We start from the raw sequence: 12,073 nt of genomic DNA, 5'->3' as shown, positions 1-12,073 counted from the left end.
CTATCTTAAAAATAGTTGGGCCAGGGTCGCTGTACAGCAGCCACAGGCGAGAAATGGCAGGAACGGGATAGCAAGGGGCTGCCCAGTTCGATAAAGCCGCCTGAGAAGAAAGATCACAGGCATTGCGGTAACAGCGGCAGTCAGAAAGACCAGCGCCATGCCGGAAGGGCCATAGACCAGCCCTAATATCCCGCAGAACTTGATATCCCCGCCGCCCAGACCGGTGCCGTTTGTTGCCAGTGCAGCTGCCAATGGAATACAAAAGCCGAGCAGGGCGCCTACCAGGGCATGGGTAGCGACCGGCCAGAGGAAGAGCGGCGGGAGCCCATGATTTAACAGAAAATACCCCTGCAGGACCGGCGCCAGGGAAGCTAAGGGGATAAAAAAGACGAGTGCCCGGTCAGGCACCCGTCTGTAAAGCACATCGTAGACAGCAAAGCCGACCACCACAAAAAATATGGTAAGCAGGTAAGCTGTCCAGAGGTTATTCTCGATTGGTATACCAGTCATCATAAAGGCTCCCTTGGATCGAAACATAGTCATTTAGGTTGATGGATAACATGCCGTCAGGAGTCCAGGTATCCCACACCTGTGTATAGATGGTGTAGTCGGTGGCATCGGGGAACCACAGCGGTGTGAAATGCACTGTCCGGTCATAGGTGGAAAATTCGTTGGGCTTGAAGATGAATTTTGCACTTTGGCCGCCGGAACGCTGCAGAAGCCGCAGATAGGTTTGATACTGGAACTCAGGAAATACGGAAAAAGCAGTTTGGGGATAAGTAATGTGGCTGGTCGGGGCATCTGTGGACAGCGTTGCCCGCACTTCGGTTTTAACGCCGTACCCGCTTTTCATCGTCTTGCCGGATGCTGTGGGTACAATATCATCTGGCATTAGAGACATCTCGCCGCTGATGGAAGCGGAGTAGCCCGTATATTCGTATTCCCAATATCCTTCATCAACCCAGTGCCCGCCATCTTCACCGTGGTCGCACCATACCCATACAGGCACCCAGTAGCAGCTCCAGACGCCCCAGTTGGCAGTGAGCTTCTGCGTTTCATTGGGCAGGGTCGGCACAGAGTAGCCGGGATTCGTGTCGGTTGCCACAGGGTCAGGCGGAATGTGCTCATTCAGATCCACGATCTTTGCAACAAAGGTATCCTGAGCGGTATAGGCGCCGCTGACAGATACTGTAATGGTCACGGTCTGTGGGGTGGAGGGGGTATGCCATTTGATCCAGACTACCTGACTGTCACCGGCTGGGATCACTATATCATTGACCCAGTAGGTGGTGCCGAGAATATGGAAGGTAACCGATGCCGGATTATCCGGCGTCAGATCCTGATCTGTCCGCAGTGTGACGGCGGTGATCACATCCGTATCTACTCGGTATTCGACATCAGGGGCCTCAATTTCTCCTTCCGGCGGAGCTTCATCAAACCAGACGATACCAACGCCAAGGGTGCTGATGATGTCGGAATTGTTCTGCTTTCCAGTGGTGCTGCCTGTCCAGGCGGAGATGCCAAGGTCGCTGAATTCCAGGAACATTGACAGCGGCAGATTTTTATGGGTAAGCGAGGTCATGGTTTTCCGCAGGTTGCCGCCGGACATCTGATCATACAGGCCGGCTTCAGTAGCTGTCATACAGTAATACTGGCCGTTGTGCGTGAAATAGGCAATGGGCTCGATCAGCAGCTTGTACTCGCCGGCAATCATCCGCTCATAATCGACTCCGGCTGCCTGAGCGACCATCATGCACGCATATTCAGAACAGAAATACCGTTTGATGGCTTCGATGTTGCTCTGCCCCTTGCTGCTGACGATTGTGGGCATAGATTGCGTAGGTCTAATGCAGGAATAGGCAACGCCGGACTGGAGGGATAGGCCGGCGCCGCCCAGGTATTGCAGTTTGTTGACTTTCCCAAAATGGAGAAGACTGGTCTTCTGCGTCCGGTTTGAAAAGTCTAGCGGAGAAGATACGGCAGTTCCGCTGGATGCGTCAACAACAGTAATGCGGACGCCATCGTTGCCTGAGTTCCAGAAGTTGCTGCTTGTGCCGTGACCCATGCTGCCACCGCCGCCATCTATGTTTCCATTTCCGCCCGTTGCAAAGGCAGAGGAGGGGAATAGACAGAAAACAAGGGTAAAGCAGCATAGGAAGGCGAGAAGTCGTTTCAAATACATCACGCTCCATTCCTTTGGAAAATAGGAAGGCCGCCACAATCCTGTGACGACCAAGTAGTGCCATATTCAGTTGTAGTAAATCAGCCCATATTGCCGACCTGTTTGTTCAGATCTCCATCGCTGTCACCGGTGGACTGCTGTACATTGCCGGGAACAACCCAGCCAAACACCGGATCATATACAGCTCCATTTCCGTTGCTGGAGCCTGGAACCGGCTCATTGCTGGGCGGCGCTTGCTCGGCGGGCGGGGCAGTAACCTCTGGAACTGACGGGTCGGGATTGATGGTATGCTCCTGACCAGGATCTTTGATTTCGGTCTTACCTTCCGGCACCGGAGGAGGCGTTTCTTCAAGCTTTTCAGTATCGGTGAAGTCGATCACAACCTCATCCTCCGTTTGGGAGGTTACTTTGGGATATTCTTCTTCGGAATCTGTGGACTGGCCGGGAGCATAAGCATCTGCTCCATTATCACCATCTGTCTGTGTGCCACCATCTGACCAATCGCCGGTGACGCTGCTGGGTGGGGATTCATCCGGTCTAAAATCTCCGGTACGGTCGCGGCTTACGAACCAGCAGACACCCAGAATAGTGACGCAGAGGAGAGCCAGCGAGGAAACAATAAAGCCTTTGGATTGGAAAAACTTCTTCATATTTTACATACACTCCTTTTTTGCTGTTATATAAAGCCTATACGGTAGAATGTGCCGGGCTTTCAACAGTATTGTTAGAATTTTGTGTTGTGGTAGCCTGTCAGCTCCACCCGTTGGGTGATAGCCGGATAACTGTGGCCGAACATCCGCACATAGAACTCCACGTCACAGTAAAAGATGTACTCAACCCGTCCATCCTCTACATTGAACTCCAGACTGATGTCGGAAACCTTGTAATCCTCCGTTGAAAGCGGAATCTTGGAGTCCAGGCCGCCTGCCACTGTAGCCTCCAGCATGTCGGTATAATCATTGCTGGAGTAAAGGGTATTTAGGTACTCTTCAAAGTTGGTTTCACGCTGGGAGCGGTAGGTGTCTGCATAAATAGTGCCGCTGAGGTTATTTAACTCCATTTTAGCGCCATTGCGGATGTTGATGCAGGTGATCCGGATGGAAGCGTACAGGAGCAGGAAGGAAATCAGCATCACGATACCTACCACAAAAAAGCAGGCGAAAAAGGTGATCTCGCCCCGTTCGTTTCGCAGCGGCTGTTTCAGCCGCAGGAATATGCGTTTCATAGGTCACCTCACTTCCAGTAGTGCTCACTGACGCCGCTGCCACGGGCAACCACTGTGATGTTTACCAGGTCAAAATTCCAGAACCCGCCCAGTTTGGCATCTCCCTCGATGGTAATGAAGAAGGGGGTGCCCAACTGGATGGCATTTGTCATACCGGATGGCCTGGGTGATGTGTAGGTAGCGTCAATGGAGTAGGAAATATTTTCGGCTCCTTCGATCTGAGAACTCAAAAATTCAAACAGCTCATCGGTCTCGTTGTTGACGCCGCCGGAAAGCTGAATCTGTTTGACCATCTGATCGGCAGCATGGTCAAGTTCCTGCTTGGTGGAAATGATGCTGAACAGGTCAATAATGAAGGCCAGCAGCAGGACAGCGATGAAGATAAAGACCACCGTACTGAAATAGTTGGCTTCGCCCCGCTCGTTGTTCAGCACCTTCCGGGCTTTTTGAAAGAGAATAGAAACCACCACCTTTACTGAAATTGAAAACAGCCGCTCCAAACCGGAGCGGCTGCTATGCAAAGTTTTGACTGTACCAAGTATAACAGATATGGATTTACGGCGAAAGGGCAGAACTGTGCCAATGTAGAGACAATTTTGTGCCAACCATGTTTCTTTGAGACATTACAGCAGTGATTCCACCAGCTTATAGATGTCGGTAAATGGATTGACAGCAATTCCAAACGGTTTGCTGCTGTCATTTTGAAGATGGTATTGCTCTACACGTTTGGCGTTCTGAATCGCAATGGCTGTATGTTCTGCTAACTGGGTATATACATCGCCAGCTTTCTCATAATCAGGGAGATAAGTGGTCAATGCGTTTTTCACTGCGGGGTAGTCTTTGAAAAATTTGGTGGTGTACTGGAAATGCAACAGATACCAAAATTCAAAGCAGGGATTAGAGAGTGCAATCTGAATCCCCTTCGCATCTGCCATTTTCCTTGCCTTGGAGAGCAGATTGTCCTTTGCAGTGATGGGGTCAGGGTTGTTGTAGTTCACATCGCCGTCTGCAACTACCCATACAGAGTCTCCCTCTGATACGGAAATCTGATTTTTGTTCTGATATTCCACGGCTTTCCGGATCAGGCTGAGGTAATCAGTTTCACCTCCGCTGGTGCGGCTGCCGACCACACGAATATCAATGTTTGTCTGACGGTTGCGGTAGTGTTCAAAATACTTAGGCTCAGTTTGAGAGCCCTCCGTCACAATCAGAATGACAGGCTTTATTTTTCTGCGTCGCTGTCCACGCTTTTCAATTTTTCCACGTGCCATTTTACAGCCCTCCCTTGATAAAGGGGATCGCACCATAACGGCCAATCAGATAGCCCTTCTCTACCTTGGCATCCTTGCGGATGGAAAAATCGTAAAGGGAGAACAGATCGGTAGCCGCTGTTTGCTCGTCTTTTTCGGTAAACCAAATCTGATCTCTCCTCAGTACATCCAAGTCAAGAAGATTGGTGTTGTGTGATGTGAAAATCAACTGGGCTCCATTTGGATTGAACTCCACGCTGTTAAAAAGCGAGACCAGGTGCTTTGTCAGAAGAGGATGCAGATGAGCGTCCATCTCGTCAGCGACAAGAAGCGTTCCTTCATCCAGCACCTTTTTTACAACACCGATCAGTTTGAAATAACTGTTGGTGCCATCAGATTCCTCTGCCATGTTCAGCGCGTAGGAAGAAGTATTTCCCTCTGTATCCTGTACCGTGTGAATGGCCTCAATATTGGTAAAGATATCATTACGCTGAGAAGGAGCGGGTTCTGCATCACGCATCTGAAGGGACTGTATGCCAAAATCTGCAACACGCAGCATAGAGGCGATCACATGCCGGTAGTCATCATCTTTGAGTTGTTCTGCTTCAAGGCCGTAGGCATCTGCAACAGAATTTTTCGTGATGATCTGGCAGGAAGCAAACCATTCCAGAACCGGAATCACTTTGGAATAGCTCCAGTTTGATGCGACAGACAGATAGAGCTTGTTGGCCGAAGTGCGATCCTTGAGAGTGTTTTGTTCATCGACATCAACGGTAAAGCGAAAATCTTTTGTGTCTTTTCGCTCAAAAATGAGTGCCTGCCTGCCATTGGGATAGTAATACAGATATTCTTCAATAACAGCCTTGTCTGTTACAGAAAAGCCATACGCATATCGGATGCCATTTGTGGTGAAGATGACCTCAAAGCTGCTGGGGCGAGAGGGTGTTTCCCGGTCAAACTTGAACGGCGAACGCTCAATGGTTTTGTGGAGCTGCTGGTTATGCGAAGTCAGCACATAATTTACCATGAACCAAAACGCATTCAAGACATTGGACTTTCCGGAAGCATTGGCGCCGTAAATCACGGCAGACTTTAAATGCTTTTTGTTTCCGTCCACAATCAGGTGCTCCGGATGTTCGTTATCCTTACTGGCAAGCAGGGATAACACGACATTATCTTTGATAGAGAGAAAGTTCTCTACACTAAATTGAATCAGCATAAAACAACCTCCTAAATCCTTGCTATAATATATTATATCCGCATTTTTGTGAAAAATCAACGCAAACGAAAAATAAAAATCTATATAGAGGATTTAAGAGAACAGCCGTGTGGAGAGGATATGCGGCGGGAGTTTCGGTAATGATAAAAAGCAAGCCTGGGAAACAGTTCGCCGCTGCTTCCCAGGCACTTTGCTTACAGGTTCTGACGGATGATCCGAGTGATAATACCTACGGCCACACCCCGCTCCATATCCAGACGAGTGACGGCAAAAGATACATCGTCCTTTTTGCCGGGCATCCGGTAGTCATAGCAGGAGTGGGCTACCGCATTGACGCCGTTGGAGAGGCGCACATAGACAACGCCCTTGTGGACATCTGTGACACGACCGGCATACTTGCCCTGGATACGGCACTTCTGCAGGTTGTCCCTGTCGGTGTTCTCGGAAATACTCTTGATGTCAGCCTTGATGCCCAAGTCCTCCAGACTGTTGCGCCGCACGCTGAGAATCCGGACCAGCACCTCATCGCCTACGGAAAAACGCTCATGGGCGTCACCGATCCAGTCCCAGGCAAGGTCACGGGCAAGGATGGAGGTTTCAACGCCGAAAACTTCCACGCGCACAACCTTTTCGGCCACAGCAATCACACGCGCCTGGACGATGCGGCCCTCATAGACACGGTACATACCGGCAGCATCCGTATCCAGATAGAAAATCTGGCGTTTGCGCAGCATGGCCTCCTTGCGGCTGGCAACTACGCTGCGGGTTTTGGAGTCGATACCACGCACGATGAAGTCAATGTCAGCGCCGAGCATGTTGCCAAGAATCTTATTTTGGCGCAGCATAAGGTCGGCATATTCCTGACCGGAAGGGCTGCGGCCCAGATTGATCATCATTTCCTTGATAGGGATAATAACACGGAACCCCTTGTAATCCACAACTGCCACCGTCTTGCGGTTGTCCAGCTGTTCAATGCCGCCCAGCTTGCCGGTGATGATCTTGCGGGTGCGGTAGGCATTATGGATTTCATGCCAGATTACATCATCACGGTCTTCGGCAGTCTCGACATCATCCCGGCTGCGGATGGTAAGGACGGGGACCTCGCTGCGCTGGGGGCGGGGCTGACGCCGGGGAGGAGAAGGAGTGGGGGCAGGAGCGGCAGCTTCCTCCACGACAGGAACATCAGGCTCCACAGCAGGTTCCTCCGTATCAAGAATAGTGTCGGCTGTATCCGCCGACTCTGTTGTTTCGGCAGGAACTTCCTCTGTGACAGTTTTTTCAGGAGCAGCGGCTTCTTTCTTCTTTCGGCTGGTACGCTTGGGCTTGGGAGGTGCAGGGGCTTCCTGCACAGCGTCGGCGTTATTTTCGTAAACATCAGGCGGCTGCACATCAGAGTCTTCCGGCATATCAGTGGGAGCAGTGCTTTGATCGTCTGTTTCAGCAGGCGTATCCCCGAACATTTCCTCCTCGGTGAGTTCAGGAAGGGGATCTTCAGCCATATCTTCGGCAGAGGTGTCCTCCTGGGGCTGATCCATCTGCCCCAGCAGTTCGTTCAAATCCAGACCATCGCCAGCGTCAGCAGGAAGGGATTCAGGTTGAGCGGTATCGGCCAGCAGAGTTTCGCCTTCCGACATAACGGTTTCGGTAACAGGAGCGTCCTGTTCCAGAAGTTCTTTTTTCTTGGTTGCCATAGATTAAAACCTCCTATGAATTTGATAGTTTTGTTCAAGACAGGATGGAATCCTTGTCTGTGGTGATAATGCCTTCCGGCGTACCGGCAGATTTAGGGGCCGGAGCCTCTTTGGGTGATTTATCCGTGGGGGATGCCGGCTTGGTGGCTTTGCGCTTTGCCGGTTTCTTTGCTGCAGGAGCCGGTTTCGGCGTGGGCTGCGGTGTTTTGGCGGCTTCTTCTTCCAAGCGACGCCATTCCGGCACATGGGCAGATGCTTTGCAGGAACGCAGGTACTTGGCTTCCGGGTGTTTTGAGTAATCCATTTTGTCTACCTGCAGAACCTTCTTGCCACGGATGATGATGAGCGCCTGATCTAGCGGGAGCCGCAGGACTTCATCAGGAGTAAGTACAGGGCGTTTTCCAACACCGGAGGTCTCACGAAACTCCGGTGTATAGTTGGAGATACGCCAGGTGCCCAGCTGTTTGGATTTACTGGATACTGCTACAGAGGCAAGCCCTGTCCTGGCAGAAATAAATTCGGCAGTAAGCTGGTCTGTACAGCCTAAAAACAACTGCGCGTCACAGTTTCCAATGATTTCCTGCCACAAATTCTGCGGGTATCTGTTCTGCAATCCTGCGAGATTTTGGAACACACAGGACATGGAGATATTCCGGGAGCGTATTACGCTGAGCCGGCGGGAGAGGTCGGGGATCGTGCCGCACGCTGTCAGTTCTTCCCCAAGGATATGGACAGGCACAGGCAGTTTGCCGCCCTCGCAGTTGTGGTCTGCATATCGCACCAGTTTGATGAAGCAGAAAGATAGAAACAGCGAGGCCAGAAAATCAAAGGTGCTGTCCTGGTCGCTGGTAACGAGGAAGTAGGCACAGGGCTGCTGACCCGGAAGCTCCAGATCGATCTCATTCTTAGCGGTAATTTTTTTGATCAGCTCAGACTGGAATACCTGCAGGCGGCTGCCCAGACCGATAATCACGCCGCTTCGCACTGTGTCGCTGGCCTGCTTGAACAGGCTGTAGGGTGCTTTGGCAGGGTGCGTGGAAGGAAGCGCCTCGAACAATGTGTCAAGTTGGGATTCCCCATTGAGAGTCAGCAGCCGGTAGACTTCGCCAATGTTGCGGTTTTCTTCCGCATAGCCTTGATCCACATACAGTACCAAGGCCTTGAGCAGATTCATCTCGCAGGCATCCCAGAAATGGTCGCTCTTGCCGTTGTTCGTGGTGTTCTTGATGATGACATCTACAAAAAGCTGGGCCATTAGTTCCTGTCCCTCAACTTCGGCAAGGCAACACCAGGAATCTGAGTTTTCAGGCGAAACGAGGTTGAATACCTTGACACAATAGCCCCGGCTGCGGAGAAATTCGCTTGACTTCTCGTACAATTCCGATTTGGGATCGCAGATGATCAACGATTCTCCGGCGCCATTTTCGCCTCGGACAGTGGCCTGAAGGATACGGTTCATACAAAACGAACGGGTTTTCATGGAACCACTGGCGCCGTAGACTGCCAGATTACTGTTGATTCTGGTATCTTCCGGTATGCAGACTGCTTTGCCATCCAGCATACCCAGTACAACACCCTTGTGTTTGCGCAGATCGGGCACCAGATCCAGTACGCCGGACATTTCTTTGCGGGACATCCAGCCGGAGGTGCCATAAGTGCCTTTGGCGGAGTAGGAGAAATTACGGTCTTCATCATACTCGCCGGCATCACCATATCCCATGCGCATGACCATGATGAGCAACACTGCTAACAAGCCAATGCAGATCAAAATGCCATACACGCCATAAGGCGGTCGGAGCACAGAGGAAAGGCAGAGAAGGAAGTCGGGCGAAGCGGCCAGCGGTGAAGTACCATCGCCGGGAATACCGCCGCCCTGTTTCCAGGTTGCATAGTTACCCAAAAGCTGTGCCAGAAAGCCGCCTGCGTATAGGATTGCAAGAATGGCAAAGGGCGCTGCAATCAGGCTCACGATCAGTTTTTTCTTGTTTATGGGAACAACCTCCCCTCGAATTTTGTGAAGTCAATAGTCTGGAAGCGCACCTGAGAACCGCAGTAGCTGCGAAGTACCTCTGCCTGGAAGTCAAAGCAGATCAGTGTGCCCGGGTGCTCGGATAGTTCGAGAGAGGTGTTAAAGCGTGCGATACGGGGCAGATCGCAGAAATAGCCAAATAGGACTGGTGAGCCATCCGGTGAAATGCCGTCATGCTCAATAGCCAGTCCGGGCTGCCTCGCAGTAAGACCTTGGAGCAGAATGCGATCCAGCTCCGCAGTTTTCCCAGGGTCGCACAGCAGTGCAAGTATCACCTCCCCCTGATGGTCGTTGGTAAGATAAAGAAAATGCTCATAGCTGCCATCCAGCATGAAAAAATCATGTTTGCGTCCTCCGGTGCTGGTCAAAATCTGGTAAGCCAGATCCATGCTGTTGCCCAGAATCAGTCCATGAACATCCTCGTGGCGAAACTGTGGGGACAGGCGCTGTTGGCAGATTACGCTCCAAATCAATGCCTTGACCCGCATTTCCGATTTGTAGCGCCACTTCATCAGGGCGCTGCTGCTGTTGTAGGTCACGAAGATGCCGGAGGGCGCAAGGAGTATTCCAGTGGAGCGGGAACTGCGGATCTTCGTGGTGTCGATCCCCATTTCTTTCACTTCTCTGGAACTGAAAAAAGCAGGATAGACAATCCTGCCGCCAGCGTAACCCTCCGGCGCAAAAATTGCCGGTTTTTCATCCCGATACACACATACACCCGCATTATCCATGGTCACATAGGTTTCTGCCAGGCGGTGTAGCCGGAGTCTTCGGTCAATTTCGCATTTCAAACGGTTGGTGTCGGTATTTCCTGTCAGGTAGCTGGCAAACCTGTCCGGCCGGCTTTCCAGCAGGGTGGCTTTGGCTCGCGGCCCCAGACGGTAGCCGCGCAGTTTATCCCGGTAATAGGTACGCAGCAGCCCGTCTTTTTTCAGTGCAGTGATAACAGACTCCAGATAATACGGACTGCCGGGAAGTCTGTTAAGCTGGTCTGTGGGGAACTCGCCGGAGATGGCAGTCAGAGAGAGAAGCCTGTACGCCATCGTGTCTGGCTGTGGGAATTTCCCAAGTGATCACCTCCTTGTGGTGTGTGGCTTTTACCGAGACTGCAAGGAACTTCGGTAAAAATCCGTGGTGTAACGACAGAAAAAAGCCCCGAAATCCGGGGCGAAATACGATGTTGCGGCAGGTCGGACAAGCAATGGCTGAAAATGCTCAAAAATCCGAGATGGATTTTAGGGTGTTTTCATGCTCAGCAAGCCAGGCGGGAAACCGCTTTTTTTCCATGACACTGATTCTGGTACAGTCCTTTTCGCCCAGCGCAGCGGTGTTGTAGGCATCGCAGAGCAGGCCGGTATCGTCAGCCATGACGAAGGTGGAGAGGACATCCAGAAGCTGCTTTTCTTCCAGATTGTCGTAGTCACGGATACGCCGGGTGGGAAGGCACTGGTCATAAACCTGCGTAAAGCACACCACACAATCGCTGAAGTGGGGCATGGGATGCTCTTTGGCGTATTGCTCCAATGAGAAGTAGAACGGGTCGAGCAGAAACTCAGTGTTTTGCCTCTGCTTGCGTTTTGGGAGCAGGCCAGGCAGGGTGACCTCCAGTACACCGTCCTCATAGACAACCTCAATTCCGTGTACAATACCGGCGGATGTCAGGTAATCGCCTTTGCGGATGGTGGTGCTGGAATATATCAAATGCCGCAGCCTGCAGGCAATTTTCTCTGCCCGCAGGGCGGCATCAGTGGATAAGACTTCATAGTTGTCCGGATAGCGCTGAATATCCGTGGTATCCATCGCGTAAAGAGCATTGCTCAAACGGGATATATCATCAAGAATGCTTCCAATCCGGTGTGAGATGATTTTTCGTTCCAATCAAGTTCCTCCTGTTTTTTTAAAGTAATGCACCTGGCCCGCTGCATCCACGGTGCAGAAACCGGAAATGCCAGGGCAGTCAATGCGGCGAATGTCTTCCGGATTATCGACCAAAATGATGCGGCGTCCACCGCTGCGGTCATCCCGAAGCGCATGGTTGATCAGGGCCTCCTGGCCGGAAGCTGCGTAGACGATTTCGTATAGTTCACCGTTTGCAAAGAAGATAAGCTTGACCGGAAAATCACCGGGAGCATGGTATTCCACCTGCCCGATAAAATCCAAGAGTACCCAGGCAGCCCGTATCAGGGAGCTGTCCGATTTTGCTGCCCAACCAGACGGAAAGTAACCGCCTGTATCAGTTTGAAAAATACGGCCCTGCTTTTGCAGATGGGAGAGCAGGGTCTTGATGATTTCTTCTTTGCCAGGGTGAAAGCAAAGAAGCTGCTGCATATTGAGACCGGGATACATCGTGACGATCCGCAGCAGAGCCGCAGCTTCATTTCCATAGATTTCAGCCCTGGTCTTCATGGGTATCACCTCCAATGGCGTAATATAGGCGTATTCAAGACGCATTAAATAGGAAGGAAAGCCAGTCAGTG

The 12,073-nt window shown here is 51.5% G+C and carries 12 protein-coding genes; all 12 read right to left on the bottom strand.

The genetic code is table 11. The features are described 5' to 3' along the window. The 12 genes from PGQ33_RS07410 to PGQ33_RS07355 all read right to left on the bottom strand — a co-directional run bounded on the left by PGQ33_RS07410 (position 1) and on the right by PGQ33_RS07355 (position 12,002). Positions 1-513 (bottom strand): prepilin peptidase, encoded by a 513-nt coding sequence (locus PGQ33_RS07410; RefSeq protein ID WP_118024164.1) that lies wholly within the window; start codon positions 511-513, stop codon positions 1-3. Further along, entirely contained in the window at positions 485-2,182 is a 1,698-nt protein-coding gene (locus PGQ33_RS07405) for a hypothetical protein (RefSeq protein WP_270205552.1), read from the bottom strand. Before PGQ33_RS07405 ends, PGQ33_RS07410 begins: the two co-directional genes overlap by 29 nt. A gap of 80 nt (positions 2,183-2,262) precedes the next feature. Further along, positions 2,263-2,832 carry a DUF6550 family protein gene (locus PGQ33_RS07400; RefSeq protein WP_118024162.1) on the bottom strand — a complete coding sequence of 190 codons (570 nt, stop codon included), beginning with the start codon at positions 2,830-2,832 and terminating at the stop codon, positions 2,263-2,265. Positions 2,833-2,906: 74 nt separating this feature from the next. After that, positions 2,907-3,407 carry a hypothetical protein gene (locus PGQ33_RS07395; protein WP_118024161.1) on the bottom strand — a complete coding sequence of 167 codons (501 nt, stop codon included), beginning with the start codon at positions 3,405-3,407 and terminating at the stop codon, positions 2,907-2,909. A gap of 8 nt (positions 3,408-3,415) precedes the next feature. Continuing rightward, positions 3,416-3,907 (bottom strand): DUF4320 family protein, encoded by a 492-nt coding sequence (locus PGQ33_RS07390; protein ID WP_330414459.1) that lies wholly within the window; start codon positions 3,905-3,907, stop codon positions 3,416-3,418. A gap of 123 nt (positions 3,908-4,030) precedes the next feature. Then, positions 4,031-4,678 carry an RloB family protein gene (locus tag PGQ33_RS07385; RefSeq protein WP_118024160.1) on the bottom strand — a complete coding sequence of 216 codons (648 nt, stop codon included), beginning with the start codon at positions 4,676-4,678 and terminating at the stop codon, positions 4,031-4,033. A gap of 1 nt (position 4,679) precedes the next feature. Continuing rightward, the gene (locus PGQ33_RS07380; RefSeq protein WP_050624201.1) at positions 4,680-5,876 is read right to left on the bottom strand and encodes an AAA family ATPase; all 1,197 of its coding nucleotides are present in this window, start codon (positions 5,874-5,876) and stop codon (positions 4,680-4,682) included. Between the two features lie 194 nt (positions 5,877-6,070). Then, positions 6,071-7,567 carry a S1 RNA-binding domain-containing protein gene (locus tag PGQ33_RS07375; RefSeq protein ID WP_118024159.1) on the bottom strand — a complete coding sequence of 499 codons (1,497 nt, stop codon included), beginning with the start codon at positions 7,565-7,567 and terminating at the stop codon, positions 6,071-6,073. Between the two features lie 34 nt (positions 7,568-7,601). After that, complete coding sequence (locus tag PGQ33_RS07370; protein WP_442872455.1) at positions 7,602-9,542, bottom strand: VirD4-like conjugal transfer protein, CD1115 family; 1,941 nt, start codon at positions 9,540-9,542, stop codon at positions 7,602-7,604. 11 nt (positions 9,543-9,553) lie between these two features. Further along, entirely contained in the window at positions 9,554-10,639 is a 1,086-nt protein-coding gene (locus tag PGQ33_RS07365; RefSeq protein ID WP_118024157.1) for a hypothetical protein, read from the bottom strand. Between the two features lie 172 nt (positions 10,640-10,811). After that, a complete protein-coding gene (locus tag PGQ33_RS07360) occupies positions 10,812-11,474 on the bottom strand; it encodes a DUF6100 family protein (protein WP_118024156.1) in 663 nt (220 codons plus the stop codon). Continuing rightward, positions 11,475-12,002 carry a DUF5697 family protein gene (locus PGQ33_RS07355; RefSeq protein WP_025529812.1) on the bottom strand — a complete coding sequence of 176 codons (528 nt, stop codon included), beginning with the start codon at positions 12,000-12,002 and terminating at the stop codon, positions 11,475-11,477. Positions 12,003-12,073: the final 71 nt, after the last annotated feature.

The organism is Coprococcus sp. AM100_B19A, from assembly GCF_027662015.1.
Lineage (GTDB): Bacteria > Bacillota > Clostridia > Lachnospirales > Lachnospiraceae > Allocoprococcus > Allocoprococcus comes.
The sequence above is the reverse complement of the archived record's forward strand: the minus strand, read 5'-3'. Positions and strand labels throughout refer to the sequence as shown.

Bases quoted from the DNA above. Each gene is read 5' to 3' on its own strand.
- PGQ33_RS07395 (WP_118024161.1), bottom strand. From the start codon at position 3,407: ATGAAACGCATATTCCTGCGGCTGAAACAGCCGCTGCGAAACGAACGG.
- PGQ33_RS07355 (WP_025529812.1), bottom strand. From the start codon at position 12,002: ATGAAGACCAGGGCTGAAATCTATGGAAATGAAGCTGCGGCTCTGCTG.
- PGQ33_RS07365 (WP_118024157.1), bottom strand. From the start codon at position 10,639: ATGGCGTACAGGCTTCTCTCTCTGACTGCCATCTCCGGCGAGTTCCCC.
- PGQ33_RS07385 (WP_118024160.1), bottom strand. From the start codon at position 4,678: ATGGCACGTGGAAAAATTGAAAAGCGTGGACAGCGACGCAGAAAAATA.
- PGQ33_RS07410 (WP_118024164.1), bottom strand. From the start codon at position 513: ATGATGACTGGTATACCAATCGAGAATAACCTCTGGACAGCTTACCTG.
- PGQ33_RS07375 (WP_118024159.1), bottom strand. From the start codon at position 7,567: ATGGCAACCAAGAAAAAAGAACTTCTGGAACAGGACGCTCCTGTTACC.
- PGQ33_RS07400 (WP_118024162.1), bottom strand. From the start codon at position 2,832: ATGAAGAAGTTTTTCCAATCCAAAGGCTTTATTGTTTCCTCGCTGGCT.
- PGQ33_RS07380 (WP_050624201.1), bottom strand. From the start codon at position 5,876: ATGCTGATTCAATTTAGTGTAGAGAACTTTCTCTCTATCAAAGATAAT.
- PGQ33_RS07405 (WP_270205552.1), bottom strand. From the start codon at position 2,182: ATGTATTTGAAACGACTTCTCGCCTTCCTATGCTGCTTTACCCTTGTT.